Annotated in this window: 15 protein-coding genes; 5 read left to right on the forward strand and 10 right to left on the reverse strand. The window is 63.4% G+C overall.

The window, feature by feature from the left end; genetic code table 11:
- Positions 1-25: 25 nt before the first annotated feature.
- The 6 genes from JAO85_RS09430 to JAO85_RS09455 form a co-directional block, all read right to left on the reverse strand.
- Positions 26-913, reverse strand: coding sequence for a TorF family putative porin (locus tag JAO85_RS09430; RefSeq protein WP_202787946.1), 888 nt, complete (start codon positions 911-913; stop codon positions 26-28).
- An 86-nt stretch (positions 914-999) separates the two neighbouring features.
- Positions 1000-3090, reverse strand: coding sequence for a potassium-transporting ATPase subunit KdpB (gene kdpB / locus JAO85_RS09435; RefSeq protein WP_202787947.1), 2091 nt, complete (start codon positions 3088-3090; stop codon positions 1000-1002).
- 3 nt (positions 3091-3093) lie between these two features.
- On the reverse strand, positions 3094-3807 hold the full coding sequence (kdpC, locus tag JAO85_RS09440) for a K(+)-transporting ATPase subunit C (protein WP_087866354.1): 714 nt from the start codon (positions 3805-3807) through the stop codon (positions 3094-3096).
- A 65-nt stretch (positions 3808-3872) separates the two neighbouring features.
- A complete protein-coding gene (gene kdpA, locus JAO85_RS09445) occupies positions 3873-5579 on the reverse strand; it encodes a potassium-transporting ATPase subunit KdpA (RefSeq protein ID WP_087866353.1) in 1707 nt (568 codons plus the stop codon).
- 115 nt (positions 5580-5694) lie between these two features.
- Complete coding sequence (gene kdpF, locus JAO85_RS09450) at positions 5695-5790, reverse strand: K(+)-transporting ATPase subunit F (protein WP_003061706.1); 96 nt, start codon at positions 5788-5790, stop codon at positions 5695-5697.
- Positions 5791-5898: 108 nt separating this feature from the next.
- Positions 5899-7173, reverse strand: a complete 1275-nt coding sequence (locus JAO85_RS09455) for an MFS transporter (protein WP_012836918.1) — start codon at positions 7171-7173, stop codon at positions 5899-5901.
- 266 nt (positions 7174-7439) lie between these two features.
- Here JAO85_RS09455 and JAO85_RS09460 point away from each other — a divergent pair, with 266 nt between their 5' ends.
- From JAO85_RS09460 to JAO85_RS09480, 5 genes are all read left to right on the forward strand, one after another.
- Positions 7440-9068 (forward strand): peptide chain release factor 3, encoded by a 1629-nt coding sequence (locus tag JAO85_RS09460; RefSeq protein ID WP_012836917.1) that lies wholly within the window; start codon positions 7440-7442, stop codon positions 9066-9068.
- 151 nt (positions 9069-9219) lie between these two features.
- Complete coding sequence (locus tag JAO85_RS09465; protein WP_012836916.1) at positions 9220-10020, forward strand: HAD-IIB family hydrolase; 801 nt, start codon at positions 9220-9222, stop codon at positions 10018-10020.
- Between the two features lie 251 nt (positions 10021-10271).
- On the forward strand, positions 10272-11258 hold the full coding sequence (locus JAO85_RS09470) for a TRAP transporter substrate-binding protein (RefSeq protein WP_202787948.1): 987 nt from the start codon (positions 10272-10274) through the stop codon (positions 11256-11258).
- A gap of 202 nt (positions 11259-11460) precedes the next feature.
- Positions 11461-11976 (forward strand): TRAP transporter small permease, encoded by a 516-nt coding sequence (locus JAO85_RS09475; protein WP_202787949.1) that lies wholly within the window; start codon positions 11461-11463, stop codon positions 11974-11976.
- 157 nt (positions 11977-12133) lie between these two features.
- Positions 12134-13420 (forward strand): TRAP transporter large permease, encoded by a 1287-nt coding sequence (locus JAO85_RS09480; protein WP_003061695.1) that lies wholly within the window; start codon positions 12134-12136, stop codon positions 13418-13420.
- Between the two features lie 192 nt (positions 13421-13612).
- Here JAO85_RS09480 and JAO85_RS09485 read toward each other — a convergent pair whose 3' ends face one another.
- From JAO85_RS09485 to JAO85_RS09500, 4 genes are all read right to left on the reverse strand, one after another.
- On the reverse strand, positions 13613-14374 hold the full coding sequence (locus JAO85_RS09485; protein WP_202787950.1) for a hypothetical protein: 762 nt from the start codon (positions 14372-14374) through the stop codon (positions 13613-13615).
- A 15-nt stretch (positions 14375-14389) separates the two neighbouring features.
- Positions 14390-20326, reverse strand: a complete 5937-nt coding sequence (uvrA, locus tag JAO85_RS09490) for an excinuclease ABC subunit UvrA (RefSeq protein WP_202787951.1) — start codon at positions 20324-20326, stop codon at positions 14390-14392.
- A gap of 148 nt (positions 20327-20474) precedes the next feature.
- Entirely contained in the window at positions 20475-20612 is a 138-nt protein-coding gene (locus JAO85_RS09495; protein WP_003059044.1) for a hypothetical protein, read from the reverse strand.
- A 220-nt stretch (positions 20613-20832) separates the two neighbouring features.
- A complete protein-coding gene (locus JAO85_RS09500) occupies positions 20833-21846 on the reverse strand; it encodes a porin (RefSeq protein WP_039049475.1) in 1014 nt (337 codons plus the stop codon).
- Between the last annotated feature and the right edge of the window lie 69 nt (positions 21847-21915).

A 21915-nucleotide genomic window follows, 5' to 3' on the forward strand; every position in this document is an offset into this window, starting at 1 on the left:
CGATCAGCGTATCACTCAAGTCCGGTCAGAACCCGGCACTCAGGCCCAGCAGCCAGCCGCTGCGTGCCAGATCACGCCATTGGCCACGACTGTTGACGGCGCTGTAGTAGCGGGCATCGGCCGAGGTACCCGCGTACGCAAGCGATGCAGTCCACGGCCCCCAGGCTCTGGATAGCGAAATGCGCCAGTCGGCATAGGAAACATCGCTGTAATTGCGCACCCAGGTGTAGCCGCCATGCAGGCCCAAGGTGGCGAGATCGCCCAGCGGATGCTGATAGTTCAGATCCAGATACTGGCTGCCGCGGCTGCTGCCTGCCGGCTGCAGCGCAGTGGCGAACGCCGAGCCGGCGGTACTCTCGCCCAGGCCGAAATAAGGCGTCAGTGCCACGGACCATTTGATGCTCAGACCACCATGAGTCGCCCCCAGATAGAGCTCGGTGGTGTCAAAGCGTTTGCTGCTGCCATCGCTTGCGCCCAGGCGTGCGCCGGGATAGCGGTACTGCAAAAGCCCGGCATCCAGCAACCAGTCAGGCACGAGCTCGCCGCGCCAGCCACCATAGATATCGTGCTCCAGCCCCTGGCCCCGGCCGTAGCTGTTGGTAGAGACATTGGACAGCGACGTGCCCAGATAAAAGCCCTTGGGCAAGGCCAGTTCCACTGCGCCCTGCACGGCCGCACCTTGCCAGGTCTGCGAGATGCCGCGAAAGCGGTAGTCACTGATCAGGCTCAGCGAGCCGGTCAGGGAAGACCTGCTGTCGGCCTGCGCAGGAGCTGAGCTTTCAGAAGCAGATTGCGCTTTTGTTTCCTCGGCAGCAGAGGGCTTTGCACAGCTCAAGGCAATCATCAGCAACGCAGAGCCGATGACCCAGGAGCGCGAGGCGTGAAATGGTTTTTGGGGATGGGAGAGACGCATGATGGTGAAGCAAACAGATCAGACTTGCCGCGCCCGCTGGGACGCGGACAAGCCAGAGAAACGAAAAAGCAAGGCCTGGATATGACTTAGACGAGGCCCAGAACGGTCAGCAGCATGTCGATGAGCTTGATGCCAAAAAACGGCACGATCAGCCCGCCCAGGCCATAGATCAGCAGGTTTCGGCGCAGCAGCAGGGCCGCACCCACGGCGCGATACTGCACGCCACGCAAGGCCAGCGGCACCAGGGCGATGATGATCAGTGCATTGAAGATCACGGCGCTCAGGATGGCGGAATCGGCGCTGTGCAGCTGCATCACGTTGAGCGAGGCCAGTTGCGGATAAGTGCCCACAAAGGCAGCCGGAATGATGGCGAAATACTTGGCCACATCATTGGCAATGCTGAAGGTGGTCAAGGCCCCGCGCGTCATCAGCATCTGCTTGCCGGTTTCCACCACCTCGATCAGCTTGGTGGGGTTGCTGTCCAGATCCACCATATTGCCGGCCTCTTTGGCAGCCTGGGTGCCGCTGTTCATGGCCACGGCCACATCGGCCTGGGCCAGGGCAGGAGCATCGTTGGTGCCGTCCCCCGTCATGGCCACCAGGCGGCCCGCCGCCTGGTGCGAGCGGATCAGCTGCAGCTTGTCCTCGGGCCTGGCTTCGGCCAGGTAATCATCCACCCCTGCCTCGGCGGCAATGGCGGCAGCCGTCAGCGGGTTGTCGCCCGTCACCATCACCGTCTTTATGCCCATGCGGCGCAGTTCGGCGAAGCGCTCGCGCATGCCCGGCTTGACGATGTCCTTGAGCTCGATCACGCCCAGCACCTTGGCGCCATCGGCCACCACCAAAGGCGTGCTGCCCTTGCGCGAGACGTTGTCCACGGACAGTTGCACCTGAGCCGGGAAGCTGCCGCCCAGCGCCTCGACATGCCTGCGCACGGCATCGGCGGCGCCCTTGCGCAAGCTGCGCAAGCCTTGCGGGCTCTGCAGATCCACCCCACTCATACGCGTCTGAGCGGTAAAGGGCACGAACTCACCCGGGAAATCCGCACTGCTGCGATCGGGCAGGCCATGGCGCTCCCTGGCCAGAGCCACCACGCTACGGCCTTCAGGTGTTTCGTCTGCCAGAGACGACAGCTGTGCGGCTTCGGCCAGCTGCGCGGCGCTCGTTCCGGGGGCCGGCAGAAAATCGCTGGCCTGGCGGTTGCCCAGGGTGATGGTGCCGGTCTTGTCCAGCAGCAGCACGTCCACATCACCGGCAGCCTCCACGGCCCGGCCCGAAGTCGCGATGACATTGGCCTGCATCATGCGGCTCATGCCGGCCACACCGATGGCCGACAGCAGGCCGCCAATCGTGGTCGGAATCAGGCAGACCAGCAGCGCAATCAGCACGGCAACACCGACCACCGAGCCCGTTCCGGCCTGTGACACCGCAAAGGCCGAGAAGGGCCACAGCGTGACGATGACCAGCAGGAAGACCAGCGTCAGCCCCACGAGCAAAATCGTCAAAGCCATCTCGTTGGGAGTCTTCTGGCGCTTGGCCGATTCGACCATGGAGATCATGCGATCCAGAAACGACTCGCCGGGGTTGACCGTGACTTCCACCACCAGCCAGTCCGACAGCACGCGCGTGCCGCCGGTCACCGACGAGAAGTCGCCTCCGGCCTCGCGGATCACGGGTGCTGATTCGCCGGTGATCGCGCTTTCGTCCACCGAAGCAACGCCTTCTATCACCGTGCCGTCAAGCGCAATCGTGTCGCCGGCTTCCACGAAGATGACCACGCCCTTGCGCAGCTCGCTGGCGCGCATGGGAATCCATGAGCTGCCGAAATGCGGTTGTTGCAGCAGCTTGGCCACCGTATCGCGCTTCATGCCGCGCAGGCTGGCGGCCTGGGCGCGGCTGCGGCCCTCGGCCAATGCTTCGGCAAAGTTGGCAAACAGCACGGTGAACCACAGCCACAGCGCAATCGCCAGAACAAAGCCGCTGTTCTCGCTGCCCGGCTCCATCAGGCTCTGCCACCACAACAGACTGCTCAGGATCGCACCCAGATACACCACAAACATCACAGGGTTGGCCCACTGCGTACGCGGCGAGAGTTTGCGCAGCGCATCCCACAGAGCCGATTTCGCCAGCTTGGCATCGAGCAGGCTGCGGCCTGCCGTCATTTTCTTGGTGCTCATGGCTTACTCCTTCACTGCGCTGGTGGCGGGCTGCAAGGCATCCAGCGCCAGATTGAGTTGCAGCACATTCACGCGCGGCTCGCCTAGCAAGCCCAGCGTGCGCTGCTCTGTTTTCTGCGCCAGCAATGGCTGCACCTGGTCTGGCGAGATCCCTCGCGCCCTCGCCACACGCGGCAGTTGCAGCAGCGCATTGGCCATAGAGATATGCGGGTCCAGGCCCGATGCCGACGCCGTGACCGCATCCACCGGCACCGCCAGGTCTGCGGCCAGACCGTTATCGGCGCGGTACTGTGCGACACGCTGCGCCACGGCTTCGGACAAGTCCTTGTGCGTGGCCCCCTGGTTGCTGGCACCGGACAGGCCGGCGTTGTAGGGAGCCGCAATATTTGCCCCTTCCTGACTCGGATCGGGAGCGACTGTGGCGCTGGGACGGCCATGGAAGTACTGCGGCCCGGTGAATTGCTGACCGATCAGGGCCGAGCCCACGATCCGGCCCTGGCGTTCGATCAGGCTGCCATTGGCTGCATGTGGGAACAGTGCCTGCGCCACACCCGTGGTCAGCAAGGGATAGGCAATGCCGGAGATCGCCATCACCAGCAGGGCGGCGCGCACGCTGCTGCCCAGCAGATGTGGCCAGGAGGCGGATTGCGCCTCGGGCTGCGCTTGAGCATGGCTTGGCAGCACTGAAGCGCAAAGAGTTTGAGTCGATGTTTTCATGATTTGCTCCCTGGTCTGCAGCCTTGCATGGACTGCAGACCATTGGCATCAATTGGAAGAAGGCGTCAGGCGTACAGCTGAGCCACAAGCATTTGCAGGTGCTCGATCACGGGCCCCAGAGCCAGCGCCGGCAGAAAGGTCAGACCGCCCACCACCAGCACCACAAACACCAGCAGGCCCATGAACAACGGCGTGGCCGTGGGGAAAGTGCCCGGGCCTGGAGGCACGGTGGCCTTGGCCGCCAGGCTGCCGGCCACGGCCAGCATGGGCACAAGCGTCAGAAAGCGCCCCGCCAGCATGGCCAGGCCCGTGGTGGTGTTGAAGAACGGCGTATTGGCATTCAGCCCTGCAAAAGCCGAGCCGTTGTTGGCCGTGGCCGAGGCATAGGCGTAGAGAATCTCCGAGAAGCCATGCGGGCCGCGGTTGTTGAGGCTGGCTGCGGCATCCGGCCAGAGCACGGCCAGCGCCGTGAAGCCCAGAACGCAGGCCGGCGGCACCAGCACCGCAAGCATGACCAGCTTGATCTCGCGCACCTCGATCTTCTTGCCCAGGAATTCAGGGGTACGACCAATCATCATGCCGGCCAGAAACACCGTGAGGATGGCGTACTGAATCAGGTTGATCAGTCCCACGCCGTCGCCGCCGAAGACGCAGTTGAGCATCATCTGCGCCAGCGGCGTGATGCCGCCCAGCGGGGTCAGCGAATCATGCATGGCATTGACCGAGCCCGTGGTGGCCGCGGTGGTGGTAGCCACGAACAAGGCCGTATCGGCAATGCCGAAGCGCAGCTCCTTGCCCTCCATATTGCCGCCGCTCTGGGTCAGGCTGTATTGCTGATCGGCTCCGGCGCGCGCCAGCAGCTGGCTGCCGTTTTGCTCGGCCACAAACACCAGGCTCAGAAAGCCGACGAACATCACCATGCAGGCAGCAAACAGCACCCAGCCCTGCTTGCGGCGCAGCAGCATGGAGCCGAAGGCGTAGGTCATGCCGGCCGGGATCAGCAGCATCGAGAGGATGTGCAGCAGATTGGTCAGCGGCGTCGGGTTCTCGAAGGGATGGGCTGCATTCATGCCGAAGAAGCCGCCGCCATTCGTGCCCAGATGCTTGATGCTTTCCAGGCTGGCCACCGGCCCCATCAGCAGCTGCTGACGGCCACCTTCGAGCGTCGTCGCCACCGCGTCGGTGTGCAGAGTCTGCGGAATGCCCTGCCAGACATAGACCAGGGCCATGATGAAGGAAAGCGGCAGCAGCACGCGCCAGAACACACGCACGAAGTCGACCCAGAAGTTGCCGACATCCTTGCTACTGGATCGCGCCAGGCCGCGCACAAAGCCGGCACCGGCAGCAACACCCGTGGTGGCACCGGCAAACATCAGAAAGGTGATGACCACCATCTGCGTTGCATTGCTCAGGCTGTTCTCACCCGAGTAGGCCTGCCAGTTGGTGTTGGTGATGAAGGAGGCTGCGGTGTTGAAGGCCAGGTCGGGCGCCTGCGCCGCGATCTCCAGCGGGTTCAGCGGCAGTGCGCCCTGCAGGCGCAGCAGCAGATAACCCAGCAGCATCATCAGCGCATTGCTCAGAACCAGAGCGGTGCCATAGCGCTGCCAGCCCATGCGCTCCTGCGGGTTCACGCCCATGACCCGGTAGCTCAGGCGCTCCAGCCAGCCATGACGCTCGCTGGTAAAGCAGCGTGCCAGCCATTGGCCCATGGGTATGGTCAGCAAGGTTGCCGCAGTCAGCACGGCGGCAAATTCCATCCAGGGTAACCACATGATCCACCCCTTTCACAGACGCGCCAGGGCGCGCACAAAGCCCAGCAGTCCGACAAAGCAGACCACCGTCAGGCTCACAAAAATCAGGTCTTGCAGCACTTGCATGGCGGCCCCTTCAGAATTTCTCGGGGCGCAGCAGCGCATAGCCCAAATAGGCAAACAGCCCCAGCGCCGTCAGGGCGGCCAGGGCTTCAATCCAGGTGATGGTCATTTCATTCCTCCCGCAAGCCGTTCACGCGGCTTGATTGCGATGGAGGAACTGTAGGAATTCGCCCGTCAAGAACGGGTAGAGATTGGGCGTGCCGATATCAAGACGGTATCAAGAAGCAGCTCGATTCGCGGCCGCAACCCCGGCCAGCCACTGAACGCGCAAGGCCAGCACGATGACCAGCGCCAGCACAACCAAGGCCACGGAGCCCACGCCCGTCCAGCCCCAGCGCGACCAGAACCAGCCCGCCCCGGCCCCCAGCACGCTGGAGCCCATGTAATAGCCCCAGAGGTATAGCGATGATGCGTGCCCCTTGGACTGCGTGGCCAGTCGCCCCACCCAGCCGCTGGCCACCGAATGCGCGATGAAGAACCCTGCCGTCAGCAGGACGATGCCGAGCACGATGACGGCCAGCGGCTGCAACAGGGTCAAAACCACGCCCGCGGCCATCAGCAAAGTGCCAGCAACCAGCACCGGGCCGCGACCCAGCCTGTCGGCCAGCCCCCCGGCAATCGGCGACGCCGCCGTACCCAGCAGATAGGCGTAGAAGATATGGCTGATCTGCAGCTGGCTCAACTGATAGGGCGATGCGCTGAGCAGAAAGCCGGCATAGTTGTAAATGCTGACAAACACGCCCATCAGGCCGAAGGCGATCAGGAACAGCAGCGGCAGGCCCGGGTGGCGCAGATGCCGGCCCCAGGCCTGCAGGTGATACCGGGCACCCAGCCCGGTCTTCTTGACGAAGTTGCGCGAGTTGGGCAGCAGCCAGACAAAGCCCAGGGCTGCCAGCAGGTCAAGCACCGAAAGCGCAGCCATGGCGTGGCGCCAGCCCCAGAACTCGGTCATCGCGCTCATGCCGACCCGGCCCAGCATGCCGCCCAGCGCCGTGCCACCCACATACAGGCCCATGGCAAAGCCCAGGCCGGGCGGATCGATCTCCTCGGACAGATAGGCCATGGCCACGGCAGGCACGCCGCCCAGCAACAAGCCTTCCAGCGCGCGTGCGGCCAGCAGCGCATGCCACTGCGGCATGAACGAAGCCAGCAGATTGCACAGCGCCGCCAGTGCCATGGAGATGAACATCAGCTTGCGCCGCCCCAGCCCCTCGGACAAGGCCCCCGCCAGCACGATGGAGCCGGCCAGGCAGGCCGTGGAAACCGACAGCGCCAGCGCGCTCTGTGCCGGACTGACGGCAAAGCTGTGGACCAGCTCGGGCAGCAGCGGCTGCACGCAGTACAGCAGGGAGAAGGTGGCAAACCCCGCCAGGAACAGTGCCACGCTGACCCGCCGGTACTCGGGCGTGCCGCGCTTGATCCATACCGGAGCGGCAGAGGCTGGAGACTGGATGGGCCAGGAGGTGTTCACATCCTGCGGGGCGCTGTTCATGAGGGGCAAATAAGGACCGGAGACTAGGCCGCTATTGTGCTCCGCATCTGCCCGCGGCCGGAGCCAGCGGCCCCGGGCAATGGCGTCGCCCGTCCCGCATTTGCCGGAGCATCTCCATGAATTGGCCCTGCCGTTAAAATAAGCGCCCTCAAGACTTATTCACAGGTCTGCCCTGCATGGGTGCGGGCCTGGTGCGGCAAACGGACCGCCGCACCTTTTGTTGTCACAGCCGGCGTTCTCCGGCTGTATTTACAGCTCTCAATACTGTGTCATACGCCCCAGAAACCCGGCGCCGTCGTACGTTCGCCATCATTTCCCACCCGGACGCGGGTAAGACCACGCTGACCGAAAAGCTGCTGCTGTTCTCGGGCGCGATCCAGATTGCCGGCGCCGTCAAGGGCCGCAAGGCCTCGCGCCACGCCACCTCCGACTGGATGGAAATCGAAAAGCAGCGCGGCATCTCGGTGGCCTCGTCGGTGATGCAGATGAGCTACCGCGACCATGTGATCAACCTGCTCGACACTCCCGGCCACAAGGACTTCTCGGAAGATACCTACCGCGTGCTGACGGCCGTGGACTCGGCGCTGATGGTGATCGATGCGGCCAACGGCGTGGAATCGCAGACCCGCCGCCTGATCGAGGTCTGCCGCCAGCGCGACACGCCCATCATCTCCTTCATCAACAAGTTCGACCGTGAAGTGCGCGACCCGCTGGACATCATGGACGAAGTCGAGCGCGAGCTGGGCATGCCCTGCTGCCCCATCACCTGGCCCGTGGGCCAGGGCAAGAGCTTCGGCGGCATCATCAATCTGCGCACGCAGAGCATGACGGTGTTCACCCCCGGCAGCGATCGCGGCCCCAAGGACTTCGAAGTCATCCCTCTCAGCGAAGGCGACAAGCTGCGCGCGCGCTTTGGCAAGGCTTTCGACGATGCCCTGGAATCCATGGAACTGGCCGTTGGCGCCTCGGCCGAATGGAACCATGAGGCCTTCCTGGCAGGCAAGCTGACCCCCGTGTTCTTCGGCTCCGGTGTGAACAACTTCGGTGTGATGGAAGTGCTGGACGCCGTGGTCGACATGTCGCCTCCGCCCGGCCCACGCGTGGCTTTCACCGAGGTGAACCGCGTACGCGAAGAAAAGATCATTCGCCCTGAAGACAAAGGCTTCTCGGGGGTGGTTTTCAAGGTCCAGGCCAATATGGACAGCAACCACCGCGACCGCATCGCCTTTGTGCGCGTGGCCAGCGGCAAGTACACGCCTGGCATGAAGATGAAGGTGCAGCGCACCGGCAAGGAACTGCGCCCCACATCCGTGGTGACCTTCATGAGCCAGCGCCGCGAGGCCGTCGACGAAGCCTATGCGGGCGACATCATCGGCTTCACGATTCACGGCGGCGTGCAGCTGGGCGACTCCATCACCGACGGCCCCAGCCTGCAGTTCACCGGCCTGCCCTTCTTCGCCCCCGAAATGTTCATGACCGTGGTGCTCAAGAACCCGCTGCGTACCAAGCAGCTGCAGCAAGGCCTGATGCAACTGGGCGAGGAAGGCGCGATCCAGGTCTTCAAGCCCGATGTCGGCGGCAATATGCTGCTGGGCGCCGTGGGCCAGCTGCAGTTCGAAGTGGTGCAGCACCGCCTGAAGACCGAGTACGACTGCGACGTGCGCCTGGAAGGCTGCCAGTACACCGGGGCGCGCTGGATCACGGCCGACTCGCCCGCCGAGCTGCGCGAGTTCGAGAACGCCTACCCCATGCGTCTGGCGCATGATGCGGCCGACACCCTGGCCTATCTGTGCACCAGCCCCTATGACGTGCGCCTGGCGCAGGAGCGTTTCCCCAAGATCCACTTCCACCCGCTGCGCGAGCATGCGGGCCTGGCACTGGGCTCGGCGAATTGAGCGTGATCACCCCCTGAGGCGCTTCGCGCCTTCCCCCTCTCTGGCTTCGCCGGAGGGGGACGACATCCTCGCTGCGAGGCGGCTCTTGCTCGATGTCTCTGAGTTGGACCGCGCTAGCTTCAGGCGAGGATCAACATCGAGAGAGTTTGTTGTGAGCCAAGAATTTCTGCGTCCTTTGTCTGAGCTGCAGACGCCTGCCAAGCTGCTGGGCGTGCTGACCGATATCGACGACACGCTGACCACCGACGGCGTGGTGCCCGAGCATGTGGTGGCCGCGATTGCGCGCCTCAAGGATGCGGGCCTGAAGGTCGTGCCCATCACCGGCCGCCCCGTGGGCTGGAGCGTGCCCTTTGCATCGGCCTGGCCCGTGGACGCCATCGTGGCCGAAAACGGTGCCGTGGCCCTGCGCCGCAATGCCCAGGGCGGCCTGGACAAGCTCTACCAGCAATCCGCCGACGAGCGCGCCCGCAACTTTGCCCGTATGCAGCAGGTGCTGGAGCAGATCGAGGCCACCGTGCCCGGCGCCAGACGCGCCACGGACTCGGCCGGCCGCGAATGCGATATCGCCGTGGACCACAGCGAATTCACGAACATGCCCCAGGCACAGATCGATGAATGCGTGGCCATCATGAAGGCGGCCGGCATGAACGCCACCGTCAGCTCCATCCACATCAACGGCTGGTTCGGCGAGCACAACAAGCTCGAAGGCGCGCGCTGGATCACACGCGAGCTGTTCGACATCGATCTGGACGCCACGCTGGCGCGCTGGGTGTATATCGGCGACTCGACCAACGACCAGCAGATGTTCGAGCATATGCCCCACAGCGTGGGCGTGGCCAATATCGCGCGCTTCGTGCCCCAGCTCAGGCATCTGCCGCGCCATGTGACCTCGGCCGAGCGCGGCGACGGCTTTGTGCAGCTTGCCGATCAGTTGCTGACTCAGCAAAAATAGTAGCTGCAACCGCTCTTTGCTTAACGATTTCACTATCAAAACAATCTGAAATCGTTTGAAAACAAGCGCAAGCAGCTCTCATTTTCAAAGGCCTCCGTGCTTGCCGGCACAGAGGCCTTTTTTGATGCCCATCCATCGCCAAACACGATGCACCCACCCGTACAAGACGACCCCCGGGTGCGTAAAAACCCACGGTTGGCACTCACTACAATTTTTGATTCATTTCAAAACATTTCTGAGAGACCAACACCATGCGCATGATTCGCCGCACCTTCGTCGCCACGGCCGTGGCAGCAACAGCCGCCCTGACCGCAGGCACTGCATTTGCCCAGGGCAAGGAAGTCAAGATCGGCTATGCGCTGGCCGTCAACTCCCATTACGGCGCTGCCGCCAACGCCTGGGCCGAAGGCGTGGAAAAAGGCACCAACGGTGCCTACAAGTTCAAGCAGTTCCCCGCCTCCGCCCTGGGCGGCGAGCGTGAGCTGATCGAAGGTCTGCAGCTGGGCACCGTGGAAGCCGCCATCGTCTCCACAGGAGCGCTGAGCAACTTCGTGCCCGATGTGGGCGTGGTGGACATCCCCTTCCTGTTCCGCGACACCCAGCACGCACGTGCCGTGATGGACGGTGCCTTCGGTCAGGAGCTGCTGGCCAAATTCCAGAAGCGCGGTCTGATCGCGCTGGCCTGGGGCGAGCAGGGCTTTCGCCATCTGAGCAACAACAAGCATGCCGTCAATGGCGTGGCCGACCTCAAGGGCCTGAAGATCCGCGTGACCGAGAACCCCGTGCACATCACGGCCTTCCGTACCCTGGGTGCCTCGCCCACCCCCATGTCCTGGCCCGAAGTCATCGGTGCACTGCAGCAGGGCACGATCGACGGCCAGGAGAACCCCATCTCCGTGCTGGTGTCCGCCAAGCTGTGGCAGGTGCAAAAGCACCTGACCCTGACCTCGCACGTCTACGCTCCCATGGCCCTGATCGTGTCGCCCTCGTTCTGGGGTTCGCTGAACGCCGCCCAGAAGACCGCCTTCACCGAAGCCGCCAAGAAGGGCGCACTGGCTTCGCGCGCCTTCGTGGACAACGTGGAGAAGAAGGGCGTGGAAGAAGCCAAGGCCAACGGCATGAAGGTCGTGGAGAAGGTCGACCAGAACGCGTTCCGCACCGCGCTGGAGCCCGCGTACAAGGAATACGCCAAGAAGTTCGGCCAGAAGACGCTGGACTCCATCACCGCCGTCAAGTAAGCAACCGGCAACATGGGCCTGCCTCCGCGGAGACGGGCCCGTGCATTTTTCTCCCTCCTGGGCAAGGCAGGTCCTTGCCCGGCTGCGGTCAGCACGAATGGACTTGCGCCAATTCCTGCCGATGATGAAGCAGCTCTCAACTTTGTGATGCAGCCAGCTCCTGCGGCGTTCCGTGCCGCTGCGCCTGCTCACCTCCACTCCTATGCTTGATCGTATCGAACGCATTCTCGTGGCCGGCAATCGCTGGCTGCTGATCTTGCTGCTGCTGGCCATGGCCTGCATCGTTTTTGCCAATGTGGTGCTGCGCTACACCACGGGCGACTCCATCGTCTGGGCCGAAGAAGTCGCCCGCCACATGATGATCTGGGTCACTTTCCTGGGCGCAGGCCTGGTGCTGCGCTTTGGCGGCCATGTGGCCATCGACAATCTGCACCGCAGCGTGAGCACCCGCAAGGCACAGGCCATGCGCGGCTTTGTCGTGCTCATACTGGCGGTCTTCTTTGCCGTGATGACCGTGACCTCCTCGCAGTATGTGTACGCCACGCGCTTTCAGACCACGGCGGCCACGGACATCCCGATCTCCTATATCTACGGCGCCATGCCCGTGGGCTTTGTGCTGATGCTGATCCATCTGCTGTTCATCGCACGCGGCTACATCACCGCTGGCAGCTTCGCCGAGTCCGATGAAATGGATGCGGATGCCGCAGCGTCTATATGAAACACCCCCTGAGTCGCTGCGCGCCTTCCCCCTGGAAGGGGGACGACAGCCTCGCCGCGGGGCGGCGCGGCCGGCACAGGCCCTTGCTCGCTGTCCCTGGCGTGGGTCAGGCCAGTTTTATGCGTTGCGCCATGAATCACTGATCGATTGAAACATCATGGGTATCACTTTATTTGTTGCCATCATCGTCCTGCTCACGCTGGGCTTTCCGGTGGCGTTTGCGCTGGCCATCTCGGCCGCCCTGGCGGTCTTTGTCGGCGGACGTTATCCACAGCTGATCGTCTTCAAAGAAATGTTCACGGGCATCGACAGCTTTCCGCTGATGGCCGTGCCCTTCTTCATCCTGGCCGCAGAACTGATGTCGGGCGGTGCGCTGACTGCCGTGCTGCTGCGCTTTGCCGCCCAGTTCGTCGGTCATCTGCGCGGCGGCCTGGGCTATGCCAATGTGCTGTCGCTGACCATGTTCTCGGGCATCTCGGGCTCGGCCCTGGCCGATGCGGCCGGACCCGGCTCCATGATGGTCAAGATGATGGACAAGGCCGGCTACAGCCGCCCCTATGCGGCCGCGCTGACGGCCAGCACCGCCATCGTCGGCCCCATCATTCCGCCCTCGGTCAGCATGATCATCTATGCGCTGCAGGATGAGAACGTGTCCGTGGGCGGCCTGTTCATGGCCGGCTTCATTCCCGGCATTCTGATCGCGCTGGCCATGGCGGCCGTCAACTGGTGGGTCTGCAAGAAGCGCAACTACCGCAGCACCGAGCCGCGCCCCTCGGCCCGCGAGATGTGGAGCACCAGCTTCAAGGCCATCCCCGCGCTGATGCTCATCGTGCTCATCGTGGTTGGCATTCGCTTCGGCATCTTCACGCCCACGGAAGCCTCCGTCGTGGCCGTGTTCTATGCCCTGGTCTGCGGCAAATGGGTTTACCGCACGCTCAGGTGGTCGGCCCTGCCCGGCATTCTGGCGCGCTCGGCCATGCTCACGGCCTCGGTGCTGCTGGTGATGGCAACCTCGGCCGCCTTTGCCTGGGTGCTCACGGTGGAAGGCATTCCGCAGTACCTGTCCGAGCTGATCGTGAGCTGGGAGCTCTCGCCCGTGATGTTCCTGATTGCCGTGAACATTCTGCTGCTGGTCTTCGGCATCTTCATGGAGCCGCTGCCCGGCGTGATGATTCTGGTGCCCATTCTCGCGCCCATCGCCTTCAGCCTGGGCATCGATCCCACGCACTTCGCCATGGTGGTGATCGTCAACCTCACGCTGGGCATGATCACGCCGCCGGTCGGCGGCCTGCTGTTCGTGACGGCCGTGTCCACGCGCGTGTCCATCACCGAGCTGACGCGCGAGATGCCGCTGTTCCTGCTGGCCCACTTCGTCGTGCTGTGCCTGCTGACCTTCATCCCGGCACTGTCCACCTGGCTGCCGCACACGCTGGGCTTCCAGTAAAGCGGACTGTGCTGGACCACAAGGCCTGCGTGCATCACGGAGGCCTTTTTTCGATCAAAAATCGGTGCCGCGACCCCATGAACACCATGCACCTGCCTTGGCAGAAATGGCACTGGTGATGCGTGATGATGGAGAGGTGTGTTGTGGAAGGACGCGCTGCATGCGCCGTATCGGCACGCCTTTGCGTGCGCGCTACAAGCGACGTTCGCTCACTTCCATGCGCGCGCCCAGCCCCCCGAAATGCTGCACCAGGCGGTCCTTTTGCAAGGCGCTGACGCTATCGTCCAGCAGCGTCAGCGGCAGCCGGGTCTTGAGTTTCAGCAGCTCCTGCACAGACAGCGTCGTGAAGATTTTCCTGAGCGCCAGCATGACCCTGGCCGGGTCGGGCCCCAGCTCCAGCAGGCGCACGGTGTAGAAGATGGTGGAAGAGCGCGTTTCAAGCGGCACAAGTGGCGCTTTGGCTGCCTTGGGCTGCACATGCGCCATCAACTCCTCGAGCGAGGCAAACAATGGCCTGGCCGCGCGGTGCGGCTCGTCATGCCACTTCCACAGCACAGGCACTTCGGGCCGACTCATGTCACCGATCAGCGGGTCGCCATCCAGGCCATGGCTCAGCACCAGCCAGTGCGGGCTCCAGCCATCCGCCACCGCACCATCGATCCAGCGCAGATCACCGGGCGTGCTGGCCTTGAGGTCCAGACCGAAGCGGTACTCACCAGTCTGAGACCACAGCCCTGCCGCATCGGTGGCACGCTGCATCGCGAGCCAGTTGCCCGCGCCTTCACGCCATGCAGGAAGCTGCAACCACGGCAGCGCATCCTTCCAGCCACGCGCCCAGGTCATCCAGGCCTGCACCGCAGGCGGCAGCGATGGGCGCGCGATCTGCGCCATCCACGCGACACGCGAGGCTGCCAGCTCCGCCGGTGCAGGAAAATTGCCGCTCGAAAAGAACATGGTGCGCGCCGCCTCTTACCGCGCCAGCACCGGCGCCAGTGCCTTGCCGGTGTGGGTGCCGATCTTCACCAGCTCCTCGGGGGTTCCCGTGGCCACGATGCGCCCACCGTCCTTGCCGCCCTCGGGGCCCAGATCGATGATCCAGTCCGCCTCGGCAATCACGTCGAGGTCATGCTCGATGACCACCACGCTGTGGCCGCCGTCGACAAGGCGGTGCAGCACATGGATGAGCTTGTCCACGTCGGCCATGTGCAGGCCCACGGTGGGCTCGTCCAGCACATACAGCGTGTGCGGAGCCTTCTGTCCGCGCCGGCCGATATCGTCGCGCACCTTGGTCAGCTCGGTCACCAGCTTGATTCGCTGGGCCTCGCCGCCCGACAGCGTGGGCGATGGCTGGCCCAGGGTCAGATAGCCCAGGCCCACGTCTTTGAGCAACTGCAGCGGATGGGCAATCGAAGGCATGGAGGCGAAGAACTCCACGGCCTCGTCGACCTCCATCTGCAGCACATCGCCAATGCTCTTGCCGCGCCAGCTCACGGCCAGCGTCTCGGGGTTGAAGCGTGCACCGTGGCAGACTTCGCAAGGCACTTTCACATCGGGTAGAAAACTCATCTCGATGGTGCGCACGCCCTGGCCTTCGCAGGCCGGGCAACGGCCTTCGCCCGTGTTGAACGAGAAGCGGCCGGCCGCATAGCCGCGGGCCTTGGCCTCCAGGGTCTCGGCGAACAGCTTGCGAATCGTGTCCCAGAAGCCGATATAGGTCGCCGGGCAGGAGCGCGGCGTCTTGCCGATCGGCGTCTGGTCGACTTCGAGCACGCGATCAATCGTCTCGAAACCCTTGAGTCCCTTGCAGCCCACGAGCGCCGGCGACTTGCCGGCATCCATGGCATCGCGTCCGGCCTTGGTCGAGCGCTGCTGCACCCAGGCCGCCACATTGCTCAGCAGCACATCGCGCGCCAGCGTGGACTTGCCCGAGCCCGAAACCCCGGTCACGGCCACCAGGCGCTTGAGCGGAACGCGCGCGTCCACATTCTGCAGATTGTGCAGATTCGCGCCCAGCACCGCCAACCAGTGCAAGGCGTCGCTGTCTTGCTGCACCACATTTTCAGTAGCAGCTACCGCTTTCTTTTTCTTGGTTCTCGATGGCTTTTTATCTGAAACCTCCATATCACCAGCGTCAGAAGCTTCTGCATTGATAGCAGCTGGCTGTACCGGAGGCTCGCCTTCTCCCACCCACAGACGTGGCTTGAAGGGATGGCGCATGGCATGCAGCAGATAGCGCCCCGTGACCGAGTCCTTGGCCGCCATGATGTCATCCACCGTGCCCTCGGCCACCAGACGGCCGCCGCGAATGCCGGCGCTGGGGCCGATATCGATCACATGGTCGGCGCGGCGAATCGTGTCTTCGTCATGCTCCACTACCACCAGCGTGTTGCCCTTGTCGCCGAGCTTGTGCAGGGCATTGAGCAGGATCTGGTTGTCGCGCGCATGCAGGCCGATGGTGGGTTCGTCCAGCACATAGCAGACGCCTTGCAGATTGCTGCCCAGCTGTGCGGCCAGTCGGATGCGCTGGGCCTCGCCCCCGCTCAGGGTAGGTGCGCCGCGATCCAGCGTCAGATAGTTGAGACCGACTTCTTCCAGGAATTCGAGACGGCTCTGGATCTCGGGGATCAGGTCGCGCGCAATATCGGCTTCGCGGCCCGTGAGCTCCAGGCTCTGTATCCAGTGGCGCACATCGCTGACCGACAGCTGGGCGATATCGGTAATCGCCTCGTCGTGAAACTTCACGGCTCGCGCCACGGGGTTCAGACGTGTGCCATGGCATTTGGGACAAACGACTTCAGCCAGGTCTTCTACTTCCTGGCCTTCGAACTTCACCTCACGGCCCCGGTTGTCGTCGGCCAGCAAGGTGTCGTCATAGACCTTGCGCTGGTCCTTGGTCAGCTTCACGCCCGTACCCACGCAATCGGGGCACCAGCCATGCTTGCTGTTGTAGGAGAACAGACGCGGGTCCAGCTCGGCATAGCTGGTGGCGCAGATCGGGCAGGCACGCTGGGTGGAGAACACCTGCAGCGCGCCGATGCCGGCCGTGCTCCGGCCGCCCTGCATGGCGTCGGCCAGGTTCTCGATGCCGGACAGCACATGCAGCACGCCCTTGCCGATTTCCAGTGCCAGGCGCAGATGGCCGCGCAGCTCCTTCTCATTGGCCGCGGTCACCGTCACACTGGCCACGGGCAGCTCGATGGTGTGTTCCTTGAAGCGATCTATGCGCGGAAAGCCCGCGGTTGGCAGAAACTCGCCGTCCACGCGCAGATGCGTGTAGCCCTTGGGTCTGGCCCAGTCGGCCAGCTCGGTATAGACGCCCTTGCGGTTGACGACCAGCGGACTCAAGAGGCCGATGGTCTGGCCGCGGAAATTCGTCATCAGCTGCGCGGCAATGCTTTCCTCCGTCTGCGGCTGCACGATGGCATCGTCGTGGATGCAGTGCTGCACGCCCAGCTTCACATAGAGCAGGCGCAGAAAGTGCCAAACCTCGGTGGTCGTGCCCACCGTGGACTTGCGACCGCCGCGCGACAGGCGCTGCTCGATGGCCACCGTGGGCGGTATGCCATAGACCGCATCGACCTCGGGACGTCCCGCAGGCTGCACGATGGAACGCGCATAGGCATTGAGCGATTCGAGATAGCGGCGCTGGCCTTCGTTGAACAGAATGTCGAAAGCCAGCGTGGACTTGCCCGAACCCGACACCCCGGTCACCACATTGAACTTGCCGCGTGGCACATCCACGCTCAGGGACTTGAGGTTGTGTTCCTTGGCATTGACGATCTCGATCGCGTTCTTGGCCTGCGGTGCCTTTTCGGCCTGGGCCTTGCGCTGGGGCTTGTAGAGCATGGGAGCGACTTCGCGCACCGCCTCGCCGCCCACGCCCATGGCCAGGTCGTATTCGCGCAGGGCCTGGGCCGTGTGCGACTCCTTCACATGGCGCACCTCCTCGGGCGTGCCCTCGGCGACGATCAGACCGCCGCCATCACCGCCTTCAGGGCCCAGATCGATCAGCCAGTCGCTGGCGCGAATCACGTCCAGATTGTGCTCGATGACGATCAGCGAGTGGCCTGCTTCCAGCAGCTTGCGCAATGCGCGCATGAGCTTGGCGATATCTTCGAAATGCAGGCCGGTCGTGGGCTCGTCGAACAGGAACAGCGTGCCTTTCTTGGCCAGCGACTGCCTGGACTTGCTTTGCGCGCGAGCCGCTTCCGCGAGGAAGCCTGCCAGTTTCAAGCGCTGGGCCTCGCCGCCCGACAGCGTGGGCACGGGCTGGCCCAGCTTCACATATTCCAGACCCACATCGACGATGGGCTGCAGCGCGCGGATCACGTCGCGGTCCTGCGCAAACAGCAGCGCGGCTTCAGCCACCGTGAGTTCCAGCACATCGGCCACATTCAGCGGCTGGCCGTTGCGCTCGATTTTCACTTCCAGAATTTCGGGACGATAACGCGTGCCGTTGCAGTCCGGGCAGCGCAGATAGACGTCCGAGAGGAACTGCATCTCCACATGCTCGAAGCCCGAGCCGCCGCAGGTCGGGCAGCGGCCGTCGCCGCTGTTGAAGCTGAACTTGGCAGCGGTGTAGCCGCGCTGACGCGACAGCGGCGCCACGGCGAACAGCTCGCGGATCGCATCCCAGGCGCCCACATAGCTGACCGGGTTGGAGCGCGCCGTCTTGCCGATCGGCGACTGGTCCACGAACATCACATCGGCCAGATGGTCCGCACCCAGCAGGCGCTCGAACGCGCCCGCCGCATCGGTGGGCTTGCCGAAGTGACGCATCAGCGCTGGCACCAGCACATCCTGGATCAGCGTGGATTTGCCCGAGCCCGAAACGCCGGTGATGGTGACCAGGCGCTGCAGCGGAAAGTCCACGCTGATGTCACGCAGATTGTGTTCGCGCGCACCTTCGAGAATCAGGCGCGGCGTGCTCTCGGTCACCATGCGCTTGAGCCCGAAACCCACCTGCTTGCGCCCGCCCAGATAGGCACCGGTGAGGGTATCGGCCTGGCGCAAATCCTCGGGCGTGCCGTCGAACACGATCTGGCCGCCGCGCGCACCGGGGCCCGGCCCCATGTCTATCATGCGGTCGGCGGCAAACATCACGGCGGGGTCATGCTCCACCACAACCAGCGTATTGCCCGCATCGCGCAGGCGCTGCATGGCCTCGGTGATGCGTTCCATATCGCGCGGGTGCAGACCTATCGATGGCTCGTCGAGCACAAACAAGGTGTTGACCAGCGACGTGCCTAAAGCGGTGGTCAGATTGATACGCTGCACCTCGCCGCCGCTCAGCGTGCGGCTCTGGCGGTCCAGCGTGAGATAGCCAATGCCCACATCGCACAGATACTGCAGCCGCGTCATGACTTCTGCATGCAGCATCCTCAATGCCTGGGCTTCACCATCATTTTTAGCGGCGTTGTTGTCTGGCGCCAGCTGCGCAAAGAAGTCACGCAGGCGCGTGATCGGCAGGCGCATCAGGTCATGCAGACACAGGCCAGGCAGGCTTTCCAGCTGCTCTCGGCTCCAGCCCACCGCCTGCGGCATGAAGCGCTGGTATCTGCCGCTCTCGTCACCGGGCGGCAGCACGGCATCCGCAGCCTGCTTGCCGCCTATGCGCCAGAGCAGGCTTTCGGTCTTGAGACGCGCACCTCCGCATGTCGGGCATTCGGTATAGCTGCGGTACTTGGACAGCAGCACCCGGATATGCATCTTGTAGGCCTTGCTTTCGAGATACTCGAAGAAGCGGCGAATGCCATACCAGGTCTGGCTCCACTTGCCGTTCCAGTTGGGCGAGCCTTCGATCACCCAGTCCTTCTGCGCCTGGGTCAGCTTGGACCAGGCCGTATCGCGTGGAATGCCCTCGGCCTCGGAATGGCGCATCAAATCGTCCTGAATCTCCTTCCAGGCCGGCGTCTGGATCGGCTTGATGACACCGGTGCGCAAGGTGAGCTTTTCATTGGGAATCACCAGTCCCCAATCGACCCCGATGACGCGACCGAAACCACGGCAGGCATCGCAGGCGCCCACCGCGGAGTTGAAGGAAAACAGCGAGGGAATCGGCTCCTGATAGGTCAGATTGCTCTCGGGACAATGCAGACCCAGCGAGAACTTCCACAGCTCGGGCTCGGCCGCCTCAACACCGCTTTCAGGCAACACATAGACCGCAAGCCTGCCGCTGCCGCGCTTGAGGCCCACCTCGATCGCCTCCATGGCGCGGGACCGCTCGGCCTTACCGAGGCGAAAGCGGTCGGCAATCACATCCAGCACCTTGATCTTCTCGGGGGCTGGCTTGGCCTTTTTCTTGCCCTTGGCGACCTCATCAGCTGCCGGGTGAGCGCGCTCCACTTCGCGCTCGGCCTGCACCTTGGTGAAACCGCTGGCAGACAGCCATTGCTCCACCTCTTCGGCCGAGGTATTGGCCGGCAGCTCCACCGGGAAGGTAATGGCAATGCGCGGATCGCCCGCGGCCTCGCAGCGCTGGGCCAGTTCGGCATAAATGCTGTCCGCCGTATCGTGGCGCACCGGCAGGGCCGTCCTGCTGTCGAACAACTGGGCCGCGCGCGCAAACAGCAGCTTGAGGTGATCGTTGATCTCCGTCATCGTGCCCACGGTGGAGCGCGAGTTGCGCACCGGATTGGTCTGGTCGATGGCAATCGCGGGTGGCACACCCTCGACCTTGTCAACGGCCGGCTTGTCCATGCGATCGAGGAACTGGCGCGCATAGGCGGAGAAGGTCTCGACATAGCGGCGCTGACCTTCGGCGTACAGCGTGTCGAACACCAGACTGGACTTGCCCGAGCCGCTGGGGCCGGTGACTACGGTCAGCTCACCGGTACGGATATCGATGTCCAGATTGCGAAGATTGTGCTGGCGAGCACCACGGATACGGATCAGGCCCTGCGTCATGTTCTGCGGTCTTTTCTATGGAGGCCAAACATTCTAGGCAGTCCTGGCATGAGCCTTGGGTGCGCATGTGCATTACCGTTTCAGCGTGCAGCCAGGGCCGCCGCAAAAAAGCCCCGGCTGGCGGGACTTTGATCGATTGCTGCTGCCTTCATTTGGACTCTGCCGGCGCATGAATCGCATCCGCACCATGCTTTTCTCCACTCATATCCACCTTGTCGCCCGCCTTCATGATGACAAACAGCGCCACGGCAGCAAACACCACAAAACCAATCGCCAGCTTCCACATATCAGTCTCCAGAGTGTTATGAATAAGCAGCTGGTGCAGCTACTCGTGCCACGCCAGTCAGCACGACCATTGAGCCTGAGCGAGTTTGCGCGTGGCTTACTGCCAGACAGGCTGCACATAAGAAAAAACCCCATGCCTTGCGACATGGGGTATGAACTTGGAGTAATGGTCTGCATTATCAGCTGCAGCTGCTGGAGACACCGCTTGCGCGGTGCACAAATTAGAAGTTGTGGCGCACGCCCAGAGCGAAGGAGCTGAAGTCCGCGCCGGCAGTACCGGTCACATAGTTCGCACCCTTGCTGTTGTTCACCTTGGTGTAGTAGCCATACACCTTGGTGCGCTTGCTCAGGTTGTAGTTGTAGCCCAGAGTCCACTGAGTGGCGGCGGAGTCAGCAATATGGCTCCACTTGTTGGCGTGACCCACGTTGGCATGGAATTCCGAAGCGCCCATGGTGTACATGGCCGACAGACGGAAGTTGTTGCGCGAACCAGCGCCAGTGGCGGTGATCTTGTTGTCGTCCTTGTTACGCTGGTAGTAGGCACCCAGAGTCACTTGACCGAATGTGTACAGGCCGCGCAGAGCAGCTTGCCAGTTGTCACCCACCTTGCTGAAGCCTGCGCCCAGGTGCAGAGGACCGGTGGCGTAGTTGGCAGCCAGGTCGTAGCCGTTCTTGCGAGGACCGACAGTGGGGTCCTTCTCGTGCATAGACACGGAGGCATCCACCGTCAGGCCGCCCATGTTGGGGGTGCGATAGCCGATCTTGTTCTTGGTGCTCAGACCGCCGAACCAGACGGGATCGTAGTACAGCGCATCGGAAGAAGAACCGGTGTCGTGGTTGTGCATGCTGATGTAGTCAGCAGTTGCGTAGTAGGACTCGGGGACGAAGTTGCCCAGACGGATCATGCCGAAGCCGCCGGACAGGTTCACTTCGCTCTGACGCGCAAAGGACATGCCGGAGGTGGGGTGGGTCCAGGCGGAACCGGTACCGGTGTCGGAGTTGAAGCCGGACTCCAGGGTGAAGCCAGCCTTCAGGCCGCCACCCAGATCTTCGGTACCGCGAATGCCCCAGCGGGAAGCATTGTTGTACAGGCCGGACACCGACTCATCGCCCACCTTCTGGCGTTCGACTGTGGTGTTGATACGGCCGTACAGCGTCACGCTGCTCTGTGCCATTGCGGTGGTTGCGCCCATCACAGCCAGTGCGGCCAGTGCGATGCGAGTCATCTTGGTCATTCAGTGCTCCTATGTCCTGGGATAGTGTTTTTTGCACCGCATTGGCTTGTAGGTTGTTGGCCCTCTCGC

Origin of the sequence: Comamonas sp. NyZ500, from assembly GCF_016772095.1 — a bacterium.
GTDB classification, from domain to species: domain Bacteria; phylum Pseudomonadota; class Gammaproteobacteria; order Burkholderiales; family Burkholderiaceae_C; genus Comamonas; species Comamonas thiooxydans.

Coding starts and splice junctions, on each gene's coding strand:
- JAO85_RS09485 (WP_202787950.1), bottom strand. CDS start 14,374: ATGTTCTTTTCGAGCGGCAATTTTCCTGCACCGGCGGAGCTGGCAGCC.
- uvrA (WP_202787951.1), bottom strand. CDS start 20,326: ATGACGCAGGGCCTGATCCGTATCCGTGGTGCTCGCCAGCACAATCTT.
- kdpA (WP_087866353.1), bottom strand. CDS start 5,579: ATGTGGTTACCCTGGATGGAATTTGCCGCCGTGCTGACTGCGGCAACC.
- kdpB (WP_202787947.1), bottom strand. CDS start 3,090: ATGAGCACCAAGAAAATGACGGCAGGCCGCAGCCTGCTCGATGCCAAG.
- kdpC (WP_087866354.1), bottom strand. CDS start 3,807: ATGAAAACATCGACTCAAACTCTTTGCGCTTCAGTGCTGCCAAGCCAT.
- JAO85_RS09470 (WP_202787948.1), top strand. CDS start 10,272: ATGCGCATGATTCGCCGCACCTTCGTCGCCACGGCCGTGGCAGCAACA.
- JAO85_RS09475 (WP_202787949.1), top strand. CDS start 11,461: ATGCTTGATCGTATCGAACGCATTCTCGTGGCCGGCAATCGCTGGCTG.
- JAO85_RS09480 (WP_003061695.1), top strand. CDS start 12,134: ATGGGTATCACTTTATTTGTTGCCATCATCGTCCTGCTCACGCTGGGC.
- kdpF (WP_003061706.1), bottom strand. CDS start 5,790: ATGACCATCACCTGGATTGAAGCCCTGGCCGCCCTGACGGCGCTGGGG.
- JAO85_RS09495 (WP_003059044.1), bottom strand. CDS start 20,612: ATGTGGAAGCTGGCGATTGGTTTTGTGGTGTTTGCTGCCGTGGCGCTG.
- JAO85_RS09500 (WP_039049475.1), bottom strand. CDS start 21,846: ATGACCAAGATGACTCGCATCGCACTGGCCGCACTGGCTGTGATGGGC.
- JAO85_RS09430 (WP_202787946.1), bottom strand. CDS start 913: ATGCGTCTCTCCCATCCCCAAAAACCATTTCACGCCTCGCGCTCCTGG.
- JAO85_RS09455 (WP_012836918.1), bottom strand. CDS start 7,173: ATGAACAGCGCCCCGCAGGATGTGAACACCTCCTGGCCCATCCAGTCT.